This is a genomic window from Streptomyces sp. DvalAA-43 (assembly GCF_900091725.1).
Taxonomy (GTDB): domain Bacteria; phylum Actinomycetota; class Actinomycetes; order Streptomycetales; family Streptomycetaceae; genus Streptomyces; species Streptomyces pulveraceus.
On record NZ_FMBW01000030.1, the window covers coordinates 229,221 to 253,629 of the forward strand.

Genomic DNA, 24,409 nt, shown 5'->3' on the forward strand with positions numbered 1-24,409 from the left:
GGAGCTGGGAATCAGATGTGGTGGGGCGGCTTCTCGTCGAGGAAGCGCGCCAGATCGGCGGCGCTGCCACCGGCCGGGGCCCGCTCGCCCCACCCTCGGTCCGTATCGTCCGAGGACTGCTGGTCCAGCGGATCGTCGAAGACCAGAGCCGGTTTCGGTTGCGGCCTCTGCGGCTCGGAGGGCTTCGGATCGCGCGGGCCGGGGGCGGGGGCGGTGCTCATGGGTCAAGGGTACGGCGGCGGTCAGCGATCCTTCGGGTCGATCAGCCACAGCCCGAGGACGACGAGGAACGACAGACAGAGGAAGCCGGCACCCCACCAGGCCGTGCCGGTGCGGCCCTCCATCCACGCGTCGATGACGACGGTCAGGCCCCAGAGCTGTCCGACGACCACCGTCATGGCGAGGACCAGCCGGGCTGTCAGCTTCGAGGACCGCTCGGGCTCCTGGTCGGTGCCCGCCCCGGGGCCGGGGCCGGTGTGGCGGATCCGGGGGTCGCCGTAGCCGCTGGTGGCGCGGATCTGCGGATAGCGCTCATGGACGGGCCGGTTGAGTTCGGGGCGAGCACTCCCCGGGTGGTACTCGGGGGGCTCCGGGTACTCCGAGACCGCTGGGGGCCGCGAGGCCGCTGGGCGCTCCGGGGGCTCCTGGTTCCGGGACTGCCGGGCGTCGGTCATGACCGGCTGCCGGGGGTCTCGGGCCCGAGGGAGGGGGCCTCCGCGCCGCCGCCCTTGACGGCGGGACAGCCGATCCGGGAGGCGAGGTCGGGGCGGTCCTCGGAGAGCTGACGGCACAGGCCGTGCTCGATGCTCTCGCCCGAGCGCGTCGTACCGACCGCCCAGATGCTGCCGTCCACCTGCTCGGTGAGCACCACCTTGGGCAGCGCGCGGGGCGGCGGCCCGGCGGTGACCTCGCCGGTGCGGGCGTCGAAGATGCCCTCATGGCAGGGGCAGTACAGCTCGCCCTGGGTGCCCCGGTCCTTGCGCCAGAGCACGGCACAGGCGAGATGGGTGCAGATCGCGGAGTAGCCGACGAGGGTGCCGTCGTCCAGCCGGACGGCGACCGCGCGGTCCTCCTCGTCCGGGTAGTGGAAGGCGAGGGACTCACCGGGCAGGAGCTGATCGGCGATCCTCTTCGGCGACGGCGCCTTGGCGTCGTCGGGGTCGCCGTGGCGCGGAAGGATTCCGCCTGCCACACCGAGCCCGCCGACGGCGAGCCCGCCGGAGACGGTGGCCACGATCCGGAGGTAGTCGCGCCGGGTGGTGAGGGAGTCGGCGGCGATCCGGTCGTGCAGGGCTTCGCGCGGATCGCCGGCGGGTGGCTGGGGGGAGGGCGGCTGGTCGGTGACGCTCATCGGCGGACGTCCTTCCCGTTGATCTCGACGACGGGAAGGCCGCCGGGCACCGGCCACCGGACCCGGTCGGCAGGGACGACCATGGCCACGCCGGTGCGCACCTCGCTCCGGCCGAAGGTGAAGGTGTCGGCGACCTGGACGCCGGGGCGCTCGGCCTGGAGCTCCTCGACGGTCCCGTAGAACAGCGCTCCGGTCGGGCAGACGGTCGCGCACATGGGGGCGAGGCCGTAGGCGGTGCGGTCGTAGCAGAGGTTGCATTTCATCTGCAGCTTCGCCTGGAGGTCGATCTTCGGGACGCCGAAGGGGCAGGCGTTGACGCAGTTGGCACAGCCGATGCAGCGGGTGGTGTCGGCCTGCTGCACCACACCGTCGGCGATCACCAGGATCGCGTCGGCGGGGCAGACCTCGGCACACGGGGCGACCGGGTCCTCGCAGTGCATGCAGACCGTGGGAAGGGAGGCAACGGACTGGCCCTCGTCGGTGTAGTCGAGGTGGATCATCGACTTGCCGCGGTGCGAGTCGCACTCCCGGCAGGCGGAGACGCAGGCCTGGCAGCCGATGCAGCGTCCGGGGTCGATGAAGATCGTTCGGCCCATCATGCGGCGGTCAGCTCCTCTCCGAGGTGCCACGTCCCTGGGGGGCCGTGGGCGGCAGTGGGTCGGTGCGGGAGACCTGGGTCTCCGGGTAGCCGACCTGGCCGGGAGCGACAGGAGGTGCGGGGACCTCGTCGATCTCCCGGGCGTGCTCGATGCGGCAGGCGCACACCTTGTACTCGGGGATCTTGGAACGGGGGTCGAGGGCATCGATGGTGAGGGCGTTGGCCGCGGTGGGGACGGGCCAGTGGTACGGGATGAAGACGGTGTCGGGGCGGATCGCCTCGGTGACCAGCGCGGGAAACACCTCGCTGCCGCGCCGGGTGACGACGCGGACCGGTTCGCCGTTGCGGAAGCCGTGGGAGGGATGGAGCTCGGCCCAGGGGCGCGGGGTCTGTTCGACGAGGGCACCCAGGCGGCGGGTCTGGTTGCCGGAGAGGAAGTGGGCGACGGTCCGCCCGGTGGTGAGCGACATGGGGTGCTCGTCGTCGTACGGGTCCATCGGTGGGTGCCAGTCGACAACCTGGAGATGGATCCTGCCGTCGGGGTGGTAGGTCCTGCCGTCCTCGAAGAGCCGGGGGGTGCCGGGGTGGTCGGTGGAGGGGCAGGGCCAGGCGATCCCGCCAGTCTCCTCCAGCCGTTCGTAGGTGATGCCGTAGTAGTCGTTGACGGTACCGGCGGAGGCGATCCGCAGTTCGTCGAAGACCGCGCGGGAGTCGGCGAAGGCGAATTTGTCGCCCGCGCCGAGACGCCTGGCGAGTTCGCACATCACCCAGGTGTCGGTCCGTACGCCGGGCGGCGGGTCCTGCGCCTTGTTGTGCTTGACCACCCGGGCCTCGGCGTTGGCCATCACCCCTTCGTCCTCGGCCCAGGTAGTGACGGGGAAGACGACATGAGCGTTGGCAGCGGTCTCGGAAAGGAAGAAGTCGAATTGCGCGTGGAACTCAGTGGCGTCGTACCCCTCCTTGACCACTCCGTAGTTGGGGAGGGAGACGAAGGGGTTGTTGCAGATGCCGATCAGGCCGCGGATCTCGCGGCGCTGCATCTGCCAGACCATTTCCATCATCGAGGTGCCGGCGGGCGGGAGTTCGGACTCCTCGATGCCCCAGATCTCGCAGATCTGTCTGCGGTGCTCCTCGTTCATGATCGAGCGGCCGCCGGGCAGGAGGTCGGACTTCTGTCCGTGCTCGCGCCCGCCCTGGCCGTTGCCCTGGCCGGTGATGGTGCCGTACCCGGCGCCGGGCTTGCCGATGTGACCGGTGGCGGTGCAGAGGTTGATCACGCTGAGGCAGTTCTCGACGCCCTGCGAGTGGTGCTCGATGCCCCGGGCGTGCCAGGCCATGGCCTTGGGCGCACGGGCGAAGGTGCGGGCGACCTGGACGATCTGTTCGGCGGGGATGCCGCAGATCTCGGCGGCCCTGACCGGCGGGTACTCGGCGACCTTGGCCTTCACCTCCTCCCAGCCGGTGGCGTGGGCGGCGAGATAGGACGCGTCGGTCAGTCCCTCCTCGACGACCACGTGCAGCACGGAGTTGAAGAAGGCCGAATCGGTGCCGGGTCTGAGGGCGACGTGGATATCGGCGGTCCGGGCGATGGCCGTCTCGCGCGGGTCGATGACGATCAGGCTCGCACCACGGTCCCGGGCCCCCCACACGTACTGGGTCATCACGGGGAAGCACTCGCCGACGTTGGAGCCCGCGATCAGCAGGCAGTCGGTGAGCAGGATGTCGGAGAAGGGGTTGCCGGCCCGGTCGATGCCGAAGGCCAGCTTGTTGGCGCCCGCGGCGCTGACCATGCAGAGGCGGCCGTTGTAGTCGACGTGCCGGGACTTGAGGGCGACCCGGGCGAATTTGCCGACCAGATAGGTCTTCTCGGAGAAGAGGCTGGCACCGCCGAGGAGCCCGAAGGCATCGTTCCCGTAGCTCTGCTGGATGCGTTTGATCTCGGCGACGGTGAAGTCGAGCGCCTCGTCCCAGGAGACCTCGCGGAAGTCCTCGTCGCGGGAGCGGCGCATCAGTGGGGCGGTGAGCCGGTCGGGGTGGTTGACCTGCTGGTACGCGTTGATTCCCTTGGGGCACAGCCGCATCCGGTTGATGTCGTGGTTGCGGGGTTCGACGCCGAAGACCTTGCCGCCGCGGTCGACGCGCAGATACATCCCGCACTGGACCCCGCAGAAGCAGCAGTGGGTGGGGACGAGCGTCTCGCCCTCCTGGTCGGCGTGCCACCGGTCGGCGGGGATGCCGCCCGCGTCCCGGAAGGCGCGGGTGCCCGGCGGGGCGAGGGAGGGATCGAGAGGGACGGCCGTGCGCGACCCGGCCGCGCGGGGGCCGGCCGCACGGGGGCCTGCCGCACGGGGGCCTGCCGCGCCGGAGTCGGTTGAACGAGGGTCGGCCGCACGCGGATCCGCGGTCACTTGAAGCCCTTCTTCACCTGGGAGAGATAGGCACTGCCACGCAGCACCCGCTTGCAGCGCGGGCAGTATTCGGCCCACTCGTCGAAGTCGAGGCCGAGGTCGCGCATGGTGCCGCGGAGGTTGTCGACGTACGGCCCGGTGTCGATGGGCTCCTCGCAACGGCGGCAGCCGAGCACCTCCTGGTCCTGCCGGGCGGTGTACTTGAACAGCTGCATACCGACCGCGGCCGGGCGCTGGACGATGTGGAAGAACTTCCCGAACGGGATGTAGATGAGGGTGAACACCACCGACACCATGTGGAGCACGGCCAGGAACTCGTATCCGCCGCCGTGCAGGAAGATCGACGAGAAGGTGAGCAGCAGACCGGTCACCGAGATGACGATGAGAGCGATCAGCGGCACCAGGTCGTAGGCGAAGCGCTGGCCGGTGACGGCACCGCGGTCCTTCATCCGGCGCCACAGGAAGTACGAGGCGCCGGGGATGACGAGCACGGCGGCGATGTCCAGGCCGTGGAACATCAGCCAGCCCAGGAAGTCCAGGGAGTCGAAACCGATGATCTTGAAGCCCCAGATACGCATCTCGTAGCCGGGACCCGAGCCACTGCCCGAGGTGAAGGTGAACCAGCCCCAGGTCAGCGGGAAGGTGATCAGGGAGGCGAGGATGCAGCCCCAGAAGATCAGCTGGTGGGCGGCCCAGCGGGCATGCGAGCGGGCGCCGAGGAATTTCTGGAAGCCCAGATATGTGGCGATCATCCGGGGCAGCGCGGTGGGGGCCTTGCGGAAGTTGGCCACCGAGAAGAAGCTCCGCCACCCCTGTTTGAACAGCCGCCGGGCGCCGGGTGCGGAGACCCAGACCGTGTAGCGGTAGGCGACGCCGAAGGCGAGAAAGACGGTGGCGACCGCGTACGGAAGGAGTGCGGAGTCGAAGTTCTCCAGCAGTCGGCTGCCGAGCACGATCGCCAGGATCAGCAGGGCGGAGACGATGACACCGGCCGCGGTCGCACGGGCGGTGACGGTCCGGGGCCCGGCGGTCCGGGGCCCGGCGGTCCGGGGCCCGGCGGTCCGGGGTTCAGCGGTCCGGGGCCCGGCGGTCCGGGGCCCGGCGGTCCGGGGCCCGGCGGTCCGGGGTTCGGCGGTCCGGGGTTCAGCGGTCCGGGGTTCGGCGGAGAGCTGAGCGCCGGGCGCTCCGGTGGTCCCGGGACCAGTGGAGGGCGGGGTGCCGGGCTCTGCTCCGGTGGAGCCGGTTCGTGCAGCGGGGTCGGGCGGCTCGGCTGCGGCGGAGGCTTCTGGCGGCTCGGTCACCCCGTCACCGTAGGGTCGTACATCATGGTTGGCCCTGTTTTGCACCTCAGGCGGGTGAGCCCGTTCGGCCATCCGGGGCGCGTGCCGCACGGCGTAGCCGAATCCCGTCTGATGTGCTGGCTCCCATGCCCGTCATGACGGCTCGCAGCCGTACCGAGAAACATCGCGCGTCGACACCGCTGGAGCTCTTCTTCGACCTCTGCTTCGTCGTCGCCGTGGCCCAGGCCGGCGCGCGGCTGGTCCACGCCGTCACCGAAGGCCACGCCCTCACCGGGATCGGCGGCTACGCGGCCGTCTTCTTCGCGATCTGGTGGGCCTGGGTCAACTTCAGCTGGTTCGCCTCGGCCTACGACACCGACGACCCGCTGTACCGCGTCGTCACGCTCGTCCAGATCACCGGTGTGCTGATCCTCGCCGCCGGGGTGCCGCGCGCCTTCGATTCGGGCGACTGGACGGTCGTCGTCATCGGTTACGTGGTGATGCGGCTCGCGCTGACCAGCCAGTGGCTGCGCGCCGCGCACTGCACCCGGGGCGCCGAGCGGCGCGTCGCGCTGCGGTACGCGGTCGGGATCACGGTGGTGCAGCTGGGCTGGATCGCGATGCTGCTGCTGCCGCACGGTGCGAGCGGAGCCCGTGCCGTCGTCTTCGTCGTGCTGGCGCTCGCGGAGATGTCCGTTCCCGCGCTCGCCGAGCGCGACCGCTCGACGAGCTGGCATCCACACCACATCAGTGAGCGGTACGGGCTGTTCACGATCATCGTCCTGGGCGAGACGATCGCGGCGGCCACGGTGGCGGTCCAGGAGGCGGTGTACGAGCACGACGCACTCGGCGAGCTGCTGCCGATCGCCGCGGGCGGGCTGCTGATCGTCTTCTCCGCCTGGTGGATCTATTTCGCCGTGCCGATCCAGGACTACCTGCGCGGCAGCAGGGAAGCGTTCATCTGGGGATACGGGCACTACCTGATCCTCGGTTCCGCGGCCGCCATCGGCGCGGGCATCGAGGTCGCGGTTGAGGCGGCCGTGGGCAAGGCGCATGTCTCGGCCACGGTGGCCGCCGCCGCGGTGACCATTCCCTCCGCGCTCTTCCTGCTGACGGTGTGGGCGCTGCACGTCCGCCACTTCAAGCGCGACCTCATGGAGCAGCTCTCCCTCCCCGTGGCCGCGCTGGCCATCCTGGCCTGTACGTTCGCCGGCGGGTGGGCGGTGTTCGCGGCCGGTCTGGTGGCCGCGGCGGCCGTGACCGTGGGGGTGCTGCTGTCCCGGCGGCCCGCCGCGGCCGGGTGAGCGCGACGGACGGCCGGTGACGGCTCACGCGATGAGGAGCATGCAGTGACGGATGAATCCCGGAAGCCGACGGGCCCCGCCTCACCGAGTACCGCCTCACCGAGTACCGCCGAGCCGAATACCACCGGACAGGACACCGCCGCCGGGCCGGACGCCCCCGGGCCGCTCGACGCGCTGACCGATGTCGCGGGGCTGCGCGTCGGCCACGCGCAGGTGCCGGGCGAGGGGGCGCTGAGCGGCACCACCGTGGTCCTCGCCCCCGAGGGCGGCGCGGTCGCGGCCGTCGACGTACGGGGCGGCGGCCCCGGAACGCGGGAGACGGACGCGCTCGATCCGCGCAATCTGGTCCAGCGCATCGACGCCGTCGTCCTGACGGGCGGCAGCGCGTACGGCCTGGACGCCGCGTCCGGGGTGATGGCCTGGCTGGAGGAGCAGGGGCGCGGGGTGCGGGTCGGCCCCGATCCGGCTCAGGTGGTGCCCGTGGTCCCCGCCGCCTGCGTCTTCGACCTGGGCCGGGGCGGTGACTGGCGGGCCCGCCCCGACGCCTCGACGGGCCGCGCGGCGGTGGAGGACGCGGCGGCCTCGGAGCCGGGGGCGCCGGTGGCGGAGGGCTGCGTGGGCGCCGGTACGGGCGCGGTCGCCGGGCAGCTCAAGGGCGGCGTGGGCACGGCGAGCATCCGGCTGGCCTCCGGGATCACGGTGGGCGCGCTCGCCGTGGTGAACGCGGCGGGCTCGGTGGTCGATCCGCGTACCGGGGTGCTCTACGGGGAGTACGGCGCCGCCGAACCGCCGGTGCACCCGGCGCCCGAGGCCCTCCGAGCGGCGGAGCGGCGCCTCGCCGAGCTGCGGGAGGCGCACGCGCGGCCCCCGCTCAACACCACGCTCGCCGTCGTCGCCACGGACGCCGGCCTCACCCGGGCCCAGGCGCAGAAGCTCGCGGGCACGGCGCACGACGGGCTGGCGCGCGCCGTCCGGCCCGTGCATCTGCTCACCGACGGGGACACCGTTTTCGCGCTGTCCACCGGCGCCCGGCCGCTGGATCCGCAGAATCCGATCGCGCTCAACGAACTGCTGGCGGCCGGCGCGGACGCGCTCACACGCGCCATCGTGAAGGCCGTCCGGGCAGCTCAGAGCGTCGACCGCCGCCCCGGCGGCGGCCACTACCCCTCGTACAGCGATCTCTACGGCGTACGACCGCGCCCCTCGCGGCCGCAGGCGGACGGCCCCCCGGCCCCCGACTCGCCTGCCGGCTGAGGAAGCTCGGACGAACCGCCAGGAACCATCTGCGTGCGCCATACGTTTTCCCGAACCCCGGTCACGATGTCGGACCCAGGGACTACGTTATGCACGCAGCAAGTAACACGCGGCAACGGCCTGGAGACAGCACCTTGAGCGATCCGTACGAGACAACCGAGCAGCACCTCGAGAGACTCCTGCGACGGGCACTCAACTCTTTCGACCTGCCCGACAGTACGGTCGAGAGACTCGGTACCGCGCTCGCCCACAGCAGTTCCCTGCACTCCTCGCACCACAGTTCCGTACTCCACCGCGAGACCTACCGGCACACGTATCTGCTGTCCGACGGCACCCCGCTCACCCTGTGGGAGGTGACGCACGGCGGTCCGCGGAGCGCGACGGACCCGCGGTTCCGGACGGAGCCCGACCTCATGCACCACGAGCTGTACGACGACGAGGCCGATGCCCATGTCGCCGCCGCCAGGCTGACCGGCGGCTTCGGCGAGGTCCCGGTGTTCGGGGACGACGGTCCGGGGGCCGACCTGGAGATACTCACGGTCCTGATGGCGGCTCCCCCGGCCCCGCTGCCCAGGATGTACGCCCCGGACAACTCCGCCGACCACGCCCGCCGCGTCCTGCGCCGCGCGGAGAACAGCGACGGTCCCGGCGAGGAGACCGCCCGGCTGCTGCGCGCCGCCTTCGCCCACCACATCACCCAGGTCTTCGGACGGCAGTGCCAGGTGGACGGACGGGACGCCGGATTCACCCTGTACGAGCACGCCTTCCTGCTCCTCGACGGCAGTGAGACGAGCCTGTGGGAGGTCGAGCACACGGCCACGCCGGACGGCCGCCACATGTGCGAGGTGTACGGCGACGAGGACACGGCGCGCAGGGCGATGGAGAGCCGTACGCGCATCTGCTGACCCGGGGCCCCGGTCCGAAGCCGAGGCGGAAGCGGAAGCGGAAGCCGACGCGCAAGCGGAAGCGCGAACGGAAGCCGCCGACGCAGCGGTGCCCGCACCCCGAGGGGTGCGGGCACCGTTCTCCTCCCCCGGTGGAGGTCGGTCAGGACGTCAGCGCGGGCTCCTTGACGCCCTCGGAGCCGTCCACGTCCCCGGAGCGGTCCGCCGTGTCCACGGCACCCGCCGCCGGGCCCTCGGAGCCCTCCGGCGCGTCCACGGCCTCGTCGCCGCCCTCCACGTGCTGCCGCGGCCGCGCGGGCAGCGCGAACATCACCAGGAAGATCACCGCGAGCACCCCGGCCACCCACCACAGCGAGTGCCGGAACGCCTCCGCGAAGGCCGGGCCCACGTCCTGCGGCGCCAGCCGGTCACCGATCGCGCCGAGGAAGACGACCGAGACCAGCCCGAGTCCGAGCGCGTTGCCCATCTGCTGCACGGTGTTGATCAGTCCGGAGGCCGAACCGGAGTGCTCCTTGGGCACCTCGGAGAGCACCGCGTCGGTCAGCGGCGCCACGATCAGGCCCATCCCGAGGCCCATGACCACCAGGGGCAGGATCATCTGCCAGGGCGTGATGCCCATGCCGTACCGGTCGGACTCCCAGATGTAGATCAGCAGGCCGGCGACCATCAGCAGCGCACCGGTCTGGAGGACCTTGCGACCGAACCGGGGCACCAGCTTCTGCACGGAGATCCCGGCGGCGAGCGAGACGGCGACCGAGAACGGGATACCGGTCGTGCCGGCCCGCAGCGCGCTCCAGTCGAGGCCCATCTGCATGTAGAGCGTCCAGACCAGGAAGAAGATGCCGAGCCCGATGCCGAAGGTCAGCTGCACGGCGATGCCCGCCGCGAAGCTCTTGACCCGGAACAGCGACAGCTCGACCAGCGGCGAACCGTCCTTGCGCGCCTTGGCCCGCTCGAACAGCACCAGGACCAGGAACACCAGCAGGCTGCCGGCCATCGACAGGTGGCCCCACAGCGGCCAGCCCAGCTCGTGGCCACGGGTCAGCGGGTAGATCAGCATCAGCAGCCCCAGCGTCACCAGGGCGACACCGACGAGGTCGAGCCGGAGCGCCTTCGGGGCCTTGGACTCGGTGATGAACTTACGGCCGAGGATCAGGCCCGCGATGCCGACCGGCAGGTTGATCAGGAAGATCGGCCGCCATTCGAGACCGGCGATGTTCCACTCGGTGAGCAGTGCGCCCAGCAGCGGCCCCGAGACCGCGCCGAGGCCGACGATCGCGCCGAAGAGGCCGAAGACCTTGCCGCGCTCGTGCGCCGGGAAGGTGGCGTGCACGATCGACAGCACCTGCGGGACCATCAGCGCGGCGGTACCGCCCTGGAGGATGCGGGAGGCGACCAGCATCTCCGGGTTGGCGGCGAAGCCGCAGAGCGCGGAGGCCAGGGTGAAGCCGCCGATGCCGATGAGGAACAGCCGCTTGCGGCCGTAGATGTCGCCCAGTCGGCCGCCGGTGATCAGCCCGGCCGCGAAGGCCAGGGCGTAGCCGGCGGTGATCCACTGGATCGAGCTGAACGAGGCGCCGGTGTCCTCCTGGATGCTCGGGATGGCGATATTGACGATCGTGACGTCGACCAGGTCCATGAAGGCCGCGGTCATCACGATGGCGAGCGCGAACCAGCGTCGCCGGTCCGACGGGTCCGAGGACACCGCGGGCCCGGATGCCGTGGACGGCAGAGATGAGGAAGAAGTCATATGAGAAAGCTAAACATTCATTAGGTCAGGTCATGTCCCAATGGTTGGGCATCCTGGTGAGACGACCGACACCCCGGAGGAAGGCCCGGGGCCACGACCGACACCCCGGAGGAAGGCTGAGGCCATGACCGACACCCCGGCACGACTGCTGAGTCTGCTGTCGCTCCTCCAGACGCCCCGCGAGTGGCCGGGCAGCGAGCTCGCGGAGCGGCTCGATGTCAGCCCGCGCACCATCCGCCGCGACATCGACCGGCTCCGTGAGCTCGGTTATCCGGTCGAGGCCTCGCGCGGATCCGTCGGCGGCTACCGGCTCGTCGCGGGCACCGCGATGCCGCCGCTGCTCCTCGACGACGAGGAGGCGGTGGCCATCGCGGTGGGGCTGCGGGCGGGGGCCGGGCATGCCATCGAGGGGGTGGACGAGGCGTCCGTACGGGCGCTGGCGAAGCTGGAACAGGTGCTGCCGTCACGGCTGCGGCACCGGGTCTCGACCCTGCAGAACGCGACGATGCCGCTGACCCGGGGCGACGGCTCGACCATCGACCCGCGGACGCTGACCGTGATGGCGTCGGCGGTCACCGGGCAGGAGCGGCTGCGGTTCGCGTACCGCGCGGGCGACGGCGCCGAGACGAAGCGGGAGGCCGAGCCGTACCGGCTGGTGAGCACGGGGTGGCGCTGGTACCTCGTCGCGTACGACCTGGGGCGGGAGGGCTGGCGTACGTTCCGGGTCGACCGGGTGAGCGAGCCGTTCGCGACCGGGGCCCGGTTCGCGCCGCGCGAGCTGCCCACGGGGGACGCGGCGGAGTTCCTCGCCGGTTCCATCGCGCGTCGGCAGCGGCCGGAACTGGCGGTCGACGTGAGCTTCGCGGCCCCGGCGGAATTCGTCTCCGCGCGGCTTCCGGCGTCGCTCGGCCCGTTGGAGCGGACCGGCGAGAACGGTTGCCGGCTGCGGACGGTGCTCGCGGACTCGCTGGAGTGGGTGGCGCTCCGGCTGGCGCTGGTGGACTGCGAGTTCACCGCGCACGGCCCGCCGCAGCTGGTGGACTACCTGGGCGATCTGGGCGCCCGGCTGACCCGCGCGGCGGCACGCTGACCTCGGGACGGCACAGCAGCGGTACAGCAGAAGGGACAACTGGGGACACGACAACAGGGGGCGCAAAAGAATGAGCCCCGGCGCCAGGGGGGGTGGGCGCCGGGACTCAGCTCAGGGGGTCACGCGAAGCGACCCATTTCGGAGGTTACTGGACGGAGGCTCACGCCGCAGCGTCAAAACCCGTGTCGTGGGCCATTCGCTTCAATTCCAGCAGCGCGTGCTTCTCGATCTGCCGGATCCGCTCCCGGGTGAGCCCGTGCTGCTTGCCGACCTCGGTGAGCGTACGCTCGCGGCCGTCCTCGATGCCGTACCTCATACGGATGATCGACGCGGTGCGGTTGTCGAGCTTGCCGATCAGGTCTTCGAGCTCCTCGCTGCGCAGCAGCGTCATCACCGACTGCTCGGGCGACACCGCGGAGGTGTCCTCCAGCAGATCGCCGAACTGGGTCTCGCCCTCGTCGTCCACGGACATGTTGAGGCTGACCGGATCACGCGCCCAGTCCAGGACATCGCCCACGCGCTCCGGCGTGGAGTCCAGCTCGGCCGCTATCTCCGCGTGCTCCGGATCGCGGCCGTGCTCACGGTTGAACTCGCGCTGCACCCGGCGGATCCGGCCGAGCTCCTCCACCAGGTGGACGGGGAGCCGGATCGTGCGGGACTGGTCGGCTATGGAGCGGGTGATGGCCTGACGGATCCACCACGTCGCGTACGTGGAGAACTTGAAGCCCTTCGCGTAGTCGAACTTCTCGACCGCGCGCACCAGGCCCGCGTTGCCCTCCTGGATCAGGTCGAGCAGGGGGAGCCCGGCCCGCGGATAGCGGCGGGCGACGGCGACGACGAGCCGGAGGTTGGACCGGATGAATACGTCCTTGGCGCGCTCACCCTCGGCGACCAGCGCCTCCAGCTCCTCGCGCGTGGCCCCGCCGGCTTCGCTGTCCGCCGTGCCGTCGAGTATCTGCCGGGCGTAGACACCCGCCTCGATGGTCTGCGACAGCTCGACTTCCTTGGCGGCATCGAGCAGCGGCGTGCGCGCGATCTCGTCCAGGTACATGCCGACCAGGTCGCGATCGGCGATCTCTCCGCCCGAGGCGCGAACACTGCTTGCCCGGCTGGTCCCACCAGTGGTGGACGAACGACGGGCGACGGCACGGGTTGCCATGCGTGCTCCCTTGCTGAGTAGGTCGCGACACCCTTCCGGGTGCCCTGCATCCGATGGAAACAACGACTGGAATCCGGACAGAATTCCCACGCCTGGCATTCATTTTCGCGATCATGCAGTACCCTGTGCCGCCGCGAGGGCAGGGCGCATGGTGGGGAGCCACACAGAAGTGCAGGTCAGGCCGGGCGCCGAGGGTGATGTGGTGGCGCTCGCGGACATCTCCCACCATTAGGTGCGTGAGACCGCGCTCACACCCGGCTCACATCCGGCACGCCCCTTTCACTCCCGAACGGCGGCTGCCGTGGTTGCGTTCCCACCCTGAAGACGATCCGCACCGTCTCCGGGTTGCTCAGGATGTCCGGGTTGTCGGCCCCGCCGCGATTCCCGGGGGGCGCCACCAGCGGCGATTCCCGCCCGGCCCGACCCGGACGAAGGACCCCGGGCCCGCGTACGAAACCCCGGCCGGACTCGCGGCCGGGCCGCAGCCGGGGCCGCAGCCCTAGGACTCCGGCCGGTCCCGGTCTGGGTCCGTGGTCCGTTACGCCGCGCGGGCACCGCGCCTAGCGTGCTCCTGTATGGACGAGACGAAGAACACCGCGGACGACACCACCGGCACGCTCGACGAGGCGCTGGAACGCCTCCACTCCTCGGGCCCCGAACGCCACGGCTGGCTGAGCAATCACGGTCCGATGGCCGTCGAGGCGCTGGTCCGGCACGGCCAGGCACCGGCCGTCCACCGCTGGCTCGACCACTACAGCCACAAGCTGGAGGACATGCCGGACACCGCGGTCCGGGTGACGGCGGAGAACTGGCGCGAGGCCCTCGGCGACCCGCGCCGGATCGCGGACTGGACGGCGTACTTCGAGCGGGAGACCGCCGAGCGCCCCTGGCGGGACGTCCTGACCGAGTGGTGGCCGCGGCTGCTCCCCGGCATCGCGGCGGGCGCCACCCACCCCGTGATCCGGGTCGGCCACTCCGTGCGCACTCTGCTCTCCGGCGAGGCGACCGCGCCCAGGGTCGCCGAGCTGGCCCACGGCCTCGGCTACTGGGCCGCCCGCCACCAGCCGCTGCCCGTACTGGCCCCGCTCGCGCCCGCGTCCAGCGCCGCGGCCGCGCTGGACGCCGTACCGCCGGTGCCCGAGCAGAGCGGCGGGATCCGGGAACGGCTGGCGCAGCTCACCGCGTTCCCGGTGTGGCCGCAGCGGTTCACGGACGACGCGGACGAGGCGCGGGCCCGGCTGGAGGAGCTGGTGCGGGCCGCGACCCACCGGTTCGCCACGCACGGGCACGGCGAACCGATCATGCTGGTGCACGCCGCGACCGCGCCCAACGCCGTACTGCGCGCCCTGCCCGCGCTCCCCCGCGCACTGTGGGCGCCCAGCCTGGGTGCCGCGTGGGCGGCGAGCGCCGCGGTCACCGCCGCGTACGGCCCGGCCGAGGCCGCCCCGTACACACCGGTCACCGCCTCCGCCGACGAGCTGTTCGCGCGGGCGGCGGCGCACGGCGACGACCACACCATCAAGTTCACCGACACCGCGCTGGACGTCGGCGACGAGACGGCCCTCGCCGCCGCGCTCCGCTCGATCGAGCTGAACCCGCCGGCCCTCTAGGCCCTGTCTTCAAACTGCGGTCGTCCGGCCGGGCGCCGCACGGCAGACGGCAGTTTGAAGACAGGGCCTAGAGGGCCCCGACGGGCTCAGCCGAACTGCACCGACCGCTTCGCGAGTCCCATCCAGAACCCGTCGATGACACTGCGTCCCCGGTCCAGCTCGCCCTCCGAGGCGCCGAGCGTCACGAAGAGCGGCGCGAAGTGCTCGGTGCGCGGGTGGGCCAGCCGGCCGGCCGGGGACTTGTGCTCGAAGTCCAGCAGCGCGTCGATGTCCTGCGCCTGGAGCGCCCGGCTCCCCCAGTCGTCGAACTCCGCCGACCAGCCGGGGACACCGCCGCCCGGATGCCGCAGGGCGGCCAGGTTGTGGGTGAAGAAGCCGCTGCCGACGATCAGCACGCCCTCGTCGCGCAGCGGCGCGAGCTTGCGCCCGATGTCCATGAGCTTCTGCGGGTCCAGGGTCGGCATGGAGATCTGGAGTACGGGGATGTCGGCGCCCGGGAACATCTCCACGAGCGGGACGTACGCCCCGTGGTCGAGCCCGCGGTCCGGGATGTCCTGGACCGGCGTACCGGCGCCGCGCAGCAGCTTGCGTACGCTCTCCGCCAGCCCGGGGGCGCCCGGGGCGGCGTACCGCACCTGGTAGTAATGCTCGGGGAAGCCCCAGAAGTCGTAGACCAGCGGGACCGTCTCCGTGGCGCCGAGGGCCAGCGGGGCCTCCTCCCAGTGCGCGGAGACCATCAGGATCGCGCGGGGGCGGGGCAGTCCGGCGGACCAGGCGGCCAGTTCGCCGGGCCAGACCGGGTCGTCGGCCAGCGGCGGGGCGCCGTGGGAAAGATAGAGGGCGGGCATGCGCTCCGCGGTGACTGTCATGGCACTCCCCATCCGCTGCTGATCCGGGTAAGTCTTCTACTGGCGTCTTTTTGAGAAGGAAGGATTCTTTAATGTTCAAGCTTCCTTGCTTCGGAGACCTTAGCTCTATCTAGTTCAACTTTCAAGAAAAGGTCGTACAGTGGAGTACATGACCACGGCATCCACCGGCGAGCCCCACTGGCTCTCCGACGAAGAGCAGAGCGTCTGGCGTGCGTATCTCCACGCCACCACGCTCATGGAGGACCACCTCGACCGCCAGTTGCAGCGCGATGCCGGCATGCCACACATCTATTACGGTCTGCTCGTCCAGCTCTCACAGGCCCCCCGCCGCCGGATGCGGATGACGGAGCTGGCCAAGGACGCCAAGATCACCCGCTCGCGGCTCTCGCACGCCGTCGCGCGGCTGGAGAAGAGCGGCTGGGTGCGCCGCGAGGACTGCCCGTCCGACAAGCGGGGCCAGAACGCGGTCCTCACCGACGACGGCTTCGAGATGCTGCGCCGGTCCGCGCCGGGCCATGTCGACGCCGTACGCCAGGCGATGTTCGACCGGCTCACGCCCGAGCAGGTGCGCTCGCTGGGCGAGATCATGCAGGTCGTCGCCACCGGACTGCAGCCGGAGGGCACGGACGCGGATCTGCCCTGGCTGCGCTGAGCCGCGAGCGTACCGAGCTGAGCCGTGCGCCACGCGCGTACCGATACGGCTGTGCCCCGGTTCCGTCCGAGCTCCTGAGCTACGAGCTACGAACGGAACCGGGGCACAGCCGCGTTCACGTCATCTCCGTGCGAACGTCACGCGTCGGCGTTCTCGGCGTTCTCGGCGTTCAGTGGGCGACGACCGGGATCTTGAACTCGTCCTCGACGCCCTCGGTGTCACCCGAACCGGAGCCTCCGCCCACCGGGCCCGCCGAAGGACGCCCGGCGTTGATGAAGGTCACCGCGATCGCGGAGGCCACCACCAGGATGCCGACGGCCCACCAGATAGCACCGGTGAAGCCGTGCACCATCGACTGGAGCTTCAGCAGCTCCGGGTTCTTGGCGCCGAGTGCGGCGTGCGAGGAGGCGTACGCCGTCGCGGCCGATGCGGCGATGGTGTTCAGCAGCGCCGTACCGATCGCGCCGCCCACCTGCTGCGAGGTGTTGACCATCGCGGACGCGACACCGGAGTCCCTGGGCTCGACGCCGTGCGTGGCCAGCGACATGGCCGGCATGAACGCCGTACCCATGCCCAGCCCCAGCAGCAGCTGCGCGGGCAGGATGAGCCCGGCGTAGGAGGAGCCGATCTCCAGCTGGGTCAGCAGCAGCATGCCGACGGCGGCGACCAGGAAGCCGGGGCCCATCAGCTTGCGCGCCGGGACCCGGGTCATCAGCCGGGCACCGATCTGCGTCGAACCGGTGATCATGCCCGCGATCATCGGGAGGAAGGCGAAGCCGGTCCTGATCGGCGAGTAGCCCCGCACGACCTGGAGGTAGTACGTCAGGAAGAGGAACAGCCCGAACATCGCGATGACGGCCAGACCCAGCGAGAGGTAGACACCACCGCGGTTGCGGTCCAGCACCACGCGCAGCGGCAGCAGCGGCGACTTGACCCTGGCCTCGGTCAGGGCGAAGGACAGCAGCAGCACACCGGACGCGACGAACATGCCGATGGTCAGCCCGTCCGACCAGCCCGCGGACTCGGCGCGGGTGAATCCGTACACCAGCGAGACCAGACCCAGCGCGGACAGGACGACGCCCGGGATGTCGAGCGACGCGCGGTTGCGGCTGCCGGACGGCTCGCGGATCACGAAGTACGCGCCCGCGGCCGCGATGATGGCGAACGGGATGTTGACGAAGAACGTCCAGCGCCAGTTGAGCGTCTGGGTCAGGAAACCGCCGAGGATCAGGCCGACGGCGCCACCGCCACCGGCGATCGCACCGTAGATGCCGAACGCCTTGGCGCGCTCCCTGGCATCGGTGAACATCACGGCGAGCAGCGACAGGGCCGCCGGGGCGAGCAGCGCGCCGAAGACGCCCTGGAGCGCGCGGGAGCCGAAGAGCATGCCCTGGTTCTGCGCCGCGCCCCCGAGCGCGGAGGCCAGCGCGAAGCCGATCAGGCCGACGACGAAGGTCCGCTTACGGCCCCAGAGGTCGGCGATCCGGCCGCCGAAGAGGAGGAGCCCGCCGAAGGCGAGGGCGTACGCCGTGATGACCCACTGCTTGTTGGCATCGGAGATGCCCAGGGCCGTCTGGGCGTGCGGCAGCGCGATGTTCACGATCGTGGCGTCGAGCACCACCATCAGCTGCGCGAGGGCTATGAACGCCAGGGCTTTCCAGCGGCTGGGGTCCGGGAGTCGGATATCGGCTGTTTTTGACATGGGTGTATCCACCTAAGGACGCGCAGGTACGCGAGGGGTCGTGAACCGGACCGTCGCAGGAACGACGGACGGCGAAAGGGCAGGCGATGGGCAGGCGGTGAAAGGGAAGGTGAAGCGAGGGTGTGAGGGGGTGAAGGGGGATGGTCAAGGCGTGGCGGGCGCGCCGCCGGGCTCCTGCTTCAGGGGCCCGGCGCGGACATCACGGCCGGCGCCGCAGGTCCTCCAAGGTCGCCGCCGTTCCGGGCAGTTCGGACCGGGCCGGGGCCTCAAGTCCGTCCAGGAACAGCTGTAGATGGCGGTGGGTGAACCGGTCGATGTCCAGACAGCCGGTGCCGGGCAGTGGCCGGGTGAGCTGGGAGAGGGCGACGAGTACGTCACCGACGGCGATGTCGGTGCGCAGCCGCCCCGCGGACATGGCGCGCGACACGAGCCCTTCGACGGCCTCTTCGAGGCGTCGGCGCTCGGCGAGCAGTTCGGGATGGTCCTTGTCGAAGCCGCCGGAGAGCATCGGGCACAGCGCCCCGATCCGCTCGTCGGCCGCCGCGTGCACGAAGCGGCTGAGCGCGGCGAAGGGGTCGGACTCTTCGGCCGCCGCCTCCTCCGCGCGGTCGGTGGTCCGGGAGGTGACCGCGAGCACGACCTCGTGGACCAGCGCGGCCCGGTCGGGGAAGTTCCGGTAGAGCGTGGCGTTGCCGACGGCGGCGCGCCGGGCGACCTCGTCGAGCGGAACGTCGGGCCCGAACTCGACGAACATCTCGCGCGCGGCCGTCACGATCCGCTCCCGGTTGCGCAGCGCGTCGGCCCTCGGACGGGGCGTCCGGGACCGCGTCACTCCGGTGGCGGCGCGGCTGACGGTCTCCACGACGGCTCTCCCCTTCCACTTCCGCGTCCACTGCGATGGTCTTCGTTCTCCATGGTGTCCCCTGGGCACTCCTTGATGCCCCCTGGACGCTCCACGGTGTCCCCTGGGCGACCCTTCCCCGTAACCGGGGACCGCCTCCCCGTTTCGCGGGGACACCGATGCAAACGGGGAAACAGTCCCCGGTTATTTCCCTCCTTCTATGTGACCTGGGTCACATATTCGTGGCGGGAAACCAGCCGAACGGCGCACTCAACGAGCGCCCGCGCACCACCCGCAACAGGCTGATCCGCAGAGCGCAGTCAGGGCCGGCCGACTGCCGCGGACCCCGAGGCGCCTGTATGCAAAAGCCCCGCCACCGGATACGCAACCAACGCCACCCGATCGCGCTCGCCTCCGCAACAGCCCTGGTCATAGCCGCGATGGCCACGGCAAGCAGCACGCTCCCGACAGGCAGCCGGGCCTCGGCCGGCCCGGTGGCCACCGCGCGTGCGGCAGGCATAGCCCCGTGCCGGATACCGGCGACCATGGGCGTACAGATGTCGGAGGGGGTGCCGACACCGGCGGGCTACGCCCGCTCCACGGGCCGGATCCGCGCCCTCAACCTGATGATCGACTTCCCGGACGCACCGGGCGTCGGTTCGGCGATGACCCGGTACGCCGAATTCTTCCCGCAGACCACCGCCTGGTTCCGGACCGCCTCGTACGGACGGCTCACCTACGTCCCCGACGCCCCCCTGAAGTCCTGGCTGCGGATGCCACTGCCGTTCGCGAAGTACGGGATACAGCGCGGCTCACCGTACGAACCGGGCTACCACCACCTCGTCGACGACATCGTCGCCGCCGCCGATCCGAAGGTGGACTTCGCCAAGTACGACCTGATCAACATCCTGGTCACCCCGAACGCCGGGCCCTCCGCCCTGGACACCGTCCTGTCCGTGACCTTCTCCGGCAACGACGACGCCCCGCGGGCGGACGGCGTCCCGCTCGCCAACACGTCCTTCATCTACAGCCACCAGGACGACGGCTCGGGCTCGTTCAAGAAGACCGGATACCGCGTCCTGCCGCACGAGAACGGCCATGTCTTCGGCCTCCCCGACCTCTACACGATGGAGGGCGGCGGCTCGGTCGGGCACTGGGACATCATGTCCGAGGACTGGGGGGCCAATAACGACCTGCTGGGCTGGCACAAGTGGAAGCTCGGCTGGCTGGACAACAAGCAGATCAGCTGCGCCGCGCGCTCCGGCACCAGCGACCATCTGCTCGGACCGCTGGCCACCCGGGGCGGCACCAAGCTGGCGTTCGTACCGCTGAGCAGCGACTCCGGCTACGCGGTGGAGGTACGGACCCGGGCCGGCAACGACCAGGCGGTCTGCCGGCCGGGCGTGCTGATCTACAAGGTGAGCTCGGACGTCGACACCGGGCAGGGCCCGGTCTCCGTCGCGGACAGCACCAAGGGCAGCGCCGGCTGCACCCGGCTGCCCAACGTCCACACCGAGCTGTCCGACGCCACCTTCCAGCCCGGCCAGACCTTCACCGACCGGACCAGCAAGATACAGATATCCGTGGTCGACAAGGACGACAAGGGAAACTACCGGGTCCGCATAACCCGCCCCTGACCAGGCGCCCCGCCCCCGGCCGCGCCCCGGCTCCCCGGCCGTCCCCGGACCTCCGCCTCGACAGGCCCGCGCAGCTCCCGCTTGAGGATCTTCCCGGTCGGATTCCGGGGCAGCGGCTCGTCCCGTACGAGCACATGGGCCGGGACCTTGAACGCGGCCAGGCTGCGCCCGACGTGCGCCCTCAGCTCCTCGGCCGTGACGGTGGCACCGGCCCGCAGCCGCACGACGGCGGCGACCTCCTCGCCCAGGACCGGGTGCGCCACCCCCAGCACCGCCGCGTCCTCGACGTCCGGGTGGTCGTGCAGCACGGCCTCGACCTCCACGCAGTACACGTTCTCGCCGCCGCGGATCACCATGTCCTTGATCCGGTCGACGACATCGACCCGCCCCTCGCGGACCACCGCGAGATCACCGGTCCGGAACCACCCGTCCGTGAACGCCCGCGCGGTCGCCGCCTCGTCGCGCCAGTAGCCGCGGATCAGGGACTGGCCGCGCAGCCACAACTCCCCGACCTCGCCCTCGGGCAGCGCCTCGCCCGCGGACCCGGCGATCCGCACCTCGGTGGTGGGGGTCGGACGGCCGACGCTGCCCGGGTGGAGCCGGTACTCGGCACCGAAATTCGCCAGGACTCCGCCACTGGTCTCGGTCAGGCCGTAGCCGTTGCGGGGTTCGATGCGGTCGCCGTACCGGGAGGTCAGCCGGGCGACCAGATCGGGCGGGGCGGCGGCGCCCCCGGTGTTCAGCATCCGCAGGCTCTCCAGGGCGTCGCCCGCCTGCTCGGCCGCGGCAAGCAGTTGGAGCGCGGTCGCCGGGACGCCCGCGTAGTGGGTGACGCCGTGCTCGCGGATCAGCCGCAGCGCCTCCTGCGCGTCCCACTTCCGCATCAGGACGAGGGTGCCCCCGGCCGCCATCGCCGCGTAGAAGCCGGTGAACGCGGCGACATGGAAGAACGGGAACGTCAGCAGCGACACCGGGGCGGGCCCCTGCCCCGGGATGATCCCGCGGCCGAGCGCGGAGGCCGCCGCGTGGAACCTCGGGTTGAGCGCCGCCCCCGCCTGGGCGAGATGGGTGGCGACCGCGCCCTTGGGCCGGCCGGTGGTGCCGGAAGTGTAGAGGATCGTCGCGTCGTCCTCGGGCCGGATCTCGACCTCGGGGGGCGCGGCGAGCGGATCGGGCGCGGGCAGGTCCTCGTACCGCTCGACGCCGCCCGGTGCCGCACCCTCCTCGTGGAAGACACCCGGTACCGATCCCTCCCCCTGGAGCCCGTCCGGTACCGCCTCCTCCCCGTGGAAGACGACCACGCGCGCCCCGTTCCGCGCCGCCCACCCGGCGACCCTGGGCAGCCGCTCGCCGTCCACCAGGAGAATCCTCGGCTCCGAGTCGTCCAGCGCGTAGGTGAACTCGTCCTCGGTCCACCAGGCGTTGAGCGGTACGGCGACCAGGCCGGCCAGCTGCGCCGCCCAGAAGGCGATCTGCCACTCGGGGTGGTTGCGCATCGCGACGACGGCCCGGTCGCCCCGGCGGAGCCCGTACGTCCCGGTCATCCGGCAGGCCAGGGCGGACGCGGCGGCGAAGAACTCGGCGTACGAGTAGCAGCGCTCCGCCGAGATCAGGAAGGGGCGGTCCCCGAAGGCCCAGGTGGTCTCGACGAACTCGCGGAGCGTCCTGGGCCCGTCCGCGTACACGAGCGGGCCGATGTGCGCCCCGTCCTCCGTCCGCACCACGGCGAACGGGGCTCCGGGGGCGGTCAGCGCGGCTTCGATACGCAGGGCGGCCGCGGCCACGGCCGCCGGGTCGGGGCCGGGGGCGGCGGGGGTCGGGCCGGTCGGGTCGGTGTGCGGCACGAGCGATCTCTCTCAGCAGCTGAGTGTTTGCTCCGTACATGCGCGACGCTCAGCATCTGAGCGCTTGCTCAGTACACGCGCGACGCTATGCCCGCCCCCGCCCCCCGTCAAGGCACCTGCCCCGCCGCCCCCGGGGCCGGGTCAGCGCGCGGCCGGGGCCCGGTCAGCGCGCGGCCGGATATCCGGCCCGAGCGGCGCCGACGAGCTCGTCCAGCCGCCCCGCGCCGAGGGCCCCGGACGCCGTCGAGGCGATCCGGCCACGCTCGTCCACGATCAGGGTCACGGGCAGCCCCTGGGTGGTCAGCAGCCCCTTGGGCAGTGTGAGGAGCTGCTTTCCGCGCGGGTCGACAATGCTCGGGTAGGGCATCTGGAACTTCTGGGCGAAGCCACGCGCCGCGCCGGGCGATCCGTCCCGGTTCAGCCCCAGGACCACGACGTCCTGCTCCTTCATCCTCTGGTGGAAGCTCACCAGGACCGGCGTCTCCTTGCGGCAGGGCTCGCACCAGGAGGCCCACGCGTTGACCACGACGGTCTTGCCCGCGTAGTCGGAGAGACGCAGCGGGCGCCCGTCGACGTCGAACCCGGTGAAGTCCGGCGCGGCGGGACGGTGCGCGACGTCTATCAGGAGCGTGCCGTCCTTGCTGCGGTGATAGCCCTGGGGCGTACCGGGGTCGTTTCCACTGATCACGAGCGCGCCGATGAGAACGGCGGCGCAGGCCAGGGCGGCCAGGAAGGGAACAAGCGGGCGTTTCATGGGGGGTCCTTCGGGGCGGCGGTGGTCACGCGCCACCCGGTGTCCGGGCCGGGGGCCCCGCCCCCGCGGCACGCCGTCGCACCCCGGTCACCCGTGCGGCGACGCCCGGCGCTCCGAGGAGGATCCGGGACCCGCGGTGCGGTGCGGACGCGACACGCGGGAATGCGGAAACACCCCCGTGCATGCTGAACAACGTTTCTTGCTGGTCAGTACAACGTTTCTTGCTGGTCATTCAGAACGGTACGCCCACCCCCAACTCGCCCGACGAACAACCCCCTTACCAGCGCGTGGCCGCGCACCCGCCCCCCTCTCGGCCGGACGGTCCCGCTCCGGTCCGCGCGCTCTCCCCCGTACGGAACGGGGGGGTAGCCACAGCGTCGACCGGCCCGTTGCCCGGATGGCCCGGCACTTCTCGGACAACGAGGCTGAATGCATACGGATCCACCAAGCAACGGACCCACCAAGCAAAAAGGGAACTCTCTGTGTTCAGCCTCAAGCCGCCGCACCACCGAACCGCCCGCGCCGCCCGCACCGCCGCCGTCGGCGCTCTCGCCGCCGCGGCCTGCGCCACCGTCATGGCCGGCAGCGCCGGAGCCATCGTCAACGGATCGGACTCCACCGAGAGCTACCCGTTCATGGCGACCATCCCGGAGTCGGCCCCCACGCACGGTCTGAACGACGGGACCTGCGGGGCATCGCTGATCGACCGGCAGTGGGTACTGACGGCGGCCCACTGCGTGAAGGGCGACGGCCTCGAACTGGACGGCATCGTGCGCGTCGGCAGCGACCACCGCAAGTCCGGCGGCACCGTCCGGAAGATCGACCGGACCTTCGTCCACCCCGGCTATGTGAACGGCAACAACAAGGCCGCCAACAAGGACGACATCGCGCTGATACGCCTGGACCGCCCCGTCACCCAGAAACCCGTCCAGATCGCCGGGCGGGCCGGGAAGCCCGGCACACCGACCCGGCTGCTCGGCTTCGGCACCACCGTCGACACCGAGTTCGCGTTCCCCGACCGGCTCCAGGAGTTGAACACCCGCAGGGGCGCCGCATCCGAGTGCGCGCCCGGCTACGCGGACCGGACCCGGCTGTGCACCATCACCACCGTGCCCAAGGCCATGGCGTGCTTCGGTGACTCCGGCGGGCCGCAGGTCGTGAAGGGCCGGGGCGGCCGCTGGGAGCTGATCGGCGTCACCTCGGGGCCCGGCGCCCCGGGCGTGCCGTGCTCGGGAGGCCCCGGCCTCTACACCAGCGCGCCTGCTTACGTGGGCTGGATCGACAGGACCATGAGGACCAACCACGCCCCGTCGACCGCACCCCGGGGCTCAGACCTCACCTAGACCGGCGTGATCCGAGTGCGGCTCCCCTTCGGCGGGGTGCCGCACTTCGCCGTCGTCA

General features: G+C 71.3%; 21 protein-coding genes. 8 read left to right on the plus strand and 13 right to left on the minus strand.

All coding sequences use genetic code 11. From position 1 onward, the window contains the following. Nucleotides 1–11: 11 nt before the first annotated feature. From GA0115234_RS07035 to GA0115234_RS07060, 6 genes are all read right to left on the minus strand, one after another. A complete protein-coding gene (locus tag GA0115234_RS07035; RefSeq protein WP_093539980.1) occupies nt 12–221 on the minus strand; it encodes a hypothetical protein in 210 nt (69 codons plus the stop codon). Nucleotides 222–242: 21 nt separating this feature from the next. Beyond that, nucleotides 243–674, minus strand: coding sequence for a hypothetical protein (locus GA0115234_RS07040; protein WP_093539981.1), 432 nt, complete (start codon nt 672–674; stop codon nt 243–245). Next, the gene (locus tag GA0115234_RS07045) at nt 671–1,351 is read right to left on the minus strand and encodes a Rieske (2Fe-2S) protein (RefSeq protein WP_093539982.1); all 681 of its coding nucleotides are present in this window, start codon (nt 1,349–1,351) and stop codon (nt 671–673) included. The genes GA0115234_RS07040 and GA0115234_RS07045 overlap by 4 nt, the downstream gene beginning before the upstream one ends. Beyond that, a complete protein-coding gene (locus GA0115234_RS07050; RefSeq protein ID WP_093539983.1) occupies nt 1,348–1,950 on the minus strand; it encodes a 4Fe-4S dicluster domain-containing protein in 603 nt (200 codons plus the stop codon). Before GA0115234_RS07050 ends, GA0115234_RS07045 begins: the two co-directional genes overlap by 4 nt. 7 nt (nt 1,951–1,957) lie before the next feature. Continuing rightward, nucleotides 1,958–4,183: a molybdopterin oxidoreductase family protein gene (locus GA0115234_RS07055; protein ID WP_093540153.1), complete on the minus strand. Its 2,226-nt coding sequence runs from the start codon at nt 4,181–4,183 to the stop codon at nt 1,958–1,960. A gap of 170 nt (nt 4,184–4,353) precedes the next feature. Further along, nucleotides 4,354–5,340: an MFS transporter gene (locus GA0115234_RS07060; protein WP_093540154.1), complete on the minus strand. Its 987-nt coding sequence runs from the start codon at nt 5,338–5,340 to the stop codon at nt 4,354–4,356. Between the two features lie 443 nt (nt 5,341–5,783). Between GA0115234_RS07060 and GA0115234_RS07065 the strand changes: the two genes are divergently transcribed. The 3 genes from GA0115234_RS07065 (at nt 5,784) to GA0115234_RS07075 (ending at nt 9,100) form a co-directional block, all read left to right on the plus strand. Then, nucleotides 5,784–6,941, plus strand: a complete 1,158-nt coding sequence (locus GA0115234_RS07065; RefSeq protein ID WP_093539984.1) for a low temperature requirement protein A — start codon at nt 5,784–5,786, stop codon at nt 6,939–6,941. A 174-nt stretch (nt 6,942–7,115) separates the two neighbouring features. Then, nucleotides 7,116–8,195: a P1 family peptidase gene (locus GA0115234_RS07070; protein WP_093540155.1), complete on the plus strand. Its 1,080-nt coding sequence runs from the start codon at nt 7,116–7,118 to the stop codon at nt 8,193–8,195. 134 nt (nt 8,196–8,329) lie between these two features. Next, nucleotides 8,330–9,100 carry a DUF6227 family protein gene (locus tag GA0115234_RS07075; RefSeq protein WP_093539985.1) on the plus strand — a complete coding sequence of 257 codons (771 nt, stop codon included), beginning with the start codon at nt 8,330–8,332 and terminating at the stop codon, nt 9,098–9,100. Nucleotides 9,101–9,242: 142 nt separating this feature from the next. Here GA0115234_RS07075 and GA0115234_RS07080 read toward each other — a convergent pair whose 3' ends face one another. Continuing rightward, nucleotides 9,243–10,850 (minus strand): MFS transporter, encoded by a 1,608-nt coding sequence (locus GA0115234_RS07080; RefSeq protein WP_202553436.1) that lies wholly within the window; start codon nt 10,848–10,850, stop codon nt 9,243–9,245. 124 nt (nt 10,851–10,974) lie between these two features. On the opposite strand from GA0115234_RS07080, the gene GA0115234_RS07085 reads away from it, so the two are divergent. After that, nucleotides 10,975–11,940: a helix-turn-helix transcriptional regulator gene (locus GA0115234_RS07085; RefSeq protein WP_093539986.1), complete on the plus strand. Its 966-nt coding sequence runs from the start codon at nt 10,975–10,977 to the stop codon at nt 11,938–11,940. Between the two features lie 160 nt (nt 11,941–12,100). On the opposite strand, the gene GA0115234_RS07090 is transcribed toward GA0115234_RS07085, so the two are convergent. Beyond that, the gene (locus GA0115234_RS07090) at nt 12,101–13,099 is read right to left on the minus strand and encodes a sigma-70 family RNA polymerase sigma factor (protein ID WP_093539987.1); all 999 of its coding nucleotides are present in this window, start codon (nt 13,097–13,099) and stop codon (nt 12,101–12,103) included. A 575-nt stretch (nt 13,100–13,674) separates the two neighbouring features. Here GA0115234_RS07090 and GA0115234_RS07095 point away from each other — a divergent pair. Next, on the plus strand, nt 13,675–14,709 hold the full coding sequence (locus GA0115234_RS07095; protein WP_093539988.1) for a questin oxidase family protein: 1,035 nt from the start codon (nt 13,675–13,677) through the stop codon (nt 14,707–14,709). An 86-nt stretch (nt 14,710–14,795) separates the two neighbouring features. On the opposite strand, the gene GA0115234_RS07100 is transcribed toward GA0115234_RS07095, so the two are convergent. Beyond that, a complete protein-coding gene (locus GA0115234_RS07100) occupies nt 14,796–15,578 on the minus strand; it encodes a dioxygenase family protein (protein ID WP_093539989.1) in 783 nt (260 codons plus the stop codon). A gap of 139 nt (nt 15,579–15,717) precedes the next feature. On the opposite strand from GA0115234_RS07100, the gene GA0115234_RS07105 reads away from it, so the two are divergent. Then, entirely contained in the window at nt 15,718–16,230 is a 513-nt protein-coding gene (locus GA0115234_RS07105) for a MarR family winged helix-turn-helix transcriptional regulator (protein ID WP_176729093.1), read from the plus strand. 169 nt (nt 16,231–16,399) lie between these two features. On the opposite strand, the gene GA0115234_RS07110 is transcribed toward GA0115234_RS07105, so the two are convergent. Further along, nucleotides 16,400–17,932 (minus strand): MFS transporter, encoded by a 1,533-nt coding sequence (locus tag GA0115234_RS07110; protein WP_093539990.1) that lies wholly within the window; start codon nt 17,930–17,932, stop codon nt 16,400–16,402. A gap of 199 nt (nt 17,933–18,131) precedes the next feature. Further along, nucleotides 18,132–18,794, minus strand: coding sequence for a TetR/AcrR family transcriptional regulator (locus tag GA0115234_RS07115; protein ID WP_093539991.1), 663 nt, complete (start codon nt 18,792–18,794; stop codon nt 18,132–18,134). 338 nt (nt 18,795–19,132) lie between these two features. On the opposite strand from GA0115234_RS07115, the gene GA0115234_RS07120 reads away from it, so the two are divergent. Beyond that, nucleotides 19,133–20,410 (plus strand): M6 family metalloprotease domain-containing protein, encoded by a 1,278-nt coding sequence (locus GA0115234_RS07120; RefSeq protein ID WP_093539992.1) that lies wholly within the window; start codon nt 19,133–19,135, stop codon nt 20,408–20,410. On the opposite strand, the gene GA0115234_RS07125 is transcribed toward GA0115234_RS07120, so the two are convergent. Beyond that, on the minus strand, nt 20,383–22,254 hold the full coding sequence (locus tag GA0115234_RS07125; RefSeq protein WP_093539993.1) for a class I adenylate-forming enzyme family protein: 1,872 nt from the start codon (nt 22,252–22,254) through the stop codon (nt 20,383–20,385). The two genes, GA0115234_RS07120 and GA0115234_RS07125, sit on opposite strands and share 28 nt — an antisense overlap. A 163-nt stretch (nt 22,255–22,417) precedes the next feature. After that, on the minus strand, nt 22,418–23,008 hold the full coding sequence (locus tag GA0115234_RS07130) for a TlpA family protein disulfide reductase (protein WP_093539994.1): 591 nt from the start codon (nt 23,006–23,008) through the stop codon (nt 22,418–22,420). A 482-nt stretch (nt 23,009–23,490) separates the two neighbouring features. Here GA0115234_RS07130 and GA0115234_RS07135 point away from each other — a divergent pair, with 482 nt between their 5' ends. Further along, nucleotides 23,491–24,351 (plus strand): S1 family peptidase, encoded by an 861-nt coding sequence (locus GA0115234_RS07135; RefSeq protein WP_093539995.1) that lies wholly within the window; start codon nt 23,491–23,493, stop codon nt 24,349–24,351. Nucleotides 24,352–24,409: the final 58 nt, after the last annotated feature.

Coding starts and splice junctions, on each gene's coding strand:
- GA0115234_RS07040 (WP_093539981.1), bottom strand. CDS start 674: ATGACCGACGCCCGGCAGTCCCGGAACCAGGAGCCCCCGGAGCGCCCA.
- GA0115234_RS07095 (WP_093539988.1), top strand. CDS start 13,675: ATGGACGAGACGAAGAACACCGCGGACGACACCACCGGCACGCTCGAC.
- GA0115234_RS07085 (WP_093539986.1), top strand. CDS start 10,975: ATGACCGACACCCCGGCACGACTGCTGAGTCTGCTGTCGCTCCTCCAG.
- GA0115234_RS07100 (WP_093539989.1), bottom strand. CDS start 15,578: ATGACAGTCACCGCGGAGCGCATGCCCGCCCTCTATCTTTCCCACGGC.
- GA0115234_RS07090 (WP_093539987.1), bottom strand. CDS start 13,099: ATGGCAACCCGTGCCGTCGCCCGTCGTTCGTCCACCACTGGTGGGACC.
- GA0115234_RS07065 (WP_093539984.1), top strand. CDS start 5,784: ATGCCCGTCATGACGGCTCGCAGCCGTACCGAGAAACATCGCGCGTCG.
- GA0115234_RS07080 (WP_202553436.1), bottom strand. CDS start 10,850: ATGACTTCTTCCTCATCTCTGCCGTCCACGGCATCCGGGCCCGCGGTG.
- GA0115234_RS07045 (WP_093539982.1), bottom strand. CDS start 1,351: ATGAGCGTCACCGACCAGCCGCCCTCCCCCCAGCCACCCGCCGGCGAT.
- GA0115234_RS07050 (WP_093539983.1), bottom strand. CDS start 1,950: ATGATGGGCCGAACGATCTTCATCGACCCCGGACGCTGCATCGGCTGC.
- GA0115234_RS07130 (WP_093539994.1), bottom strand. CDS start 23,008: ATGAAACGCCCGCTTGTTCCCTTCCTGGCCGCCCTGGCCTGCGCCGCC.
- GA0115234_RS07035 (WP_093539980.1), bottom strand. CDS start 221: ATGAGCACCGCCCCCGCCCCCGGCCCGCGCGATCCGAAGCCCTCCGAG.
- GA0115234_RS07120 (WP_093539992.1), top strand. CDS start 19,133: ATGCAAAAGCCCCGCCACCGGATACGCAACCAACGCCACCCGATCGCG.
- GA0115234_RS07110 (WP_093539990.1), bottom strand. CDS start 17,932: ATGTCAAAAACAGCCGATATCCGACTCCCGGACCCCAGCCGCTGGAAA.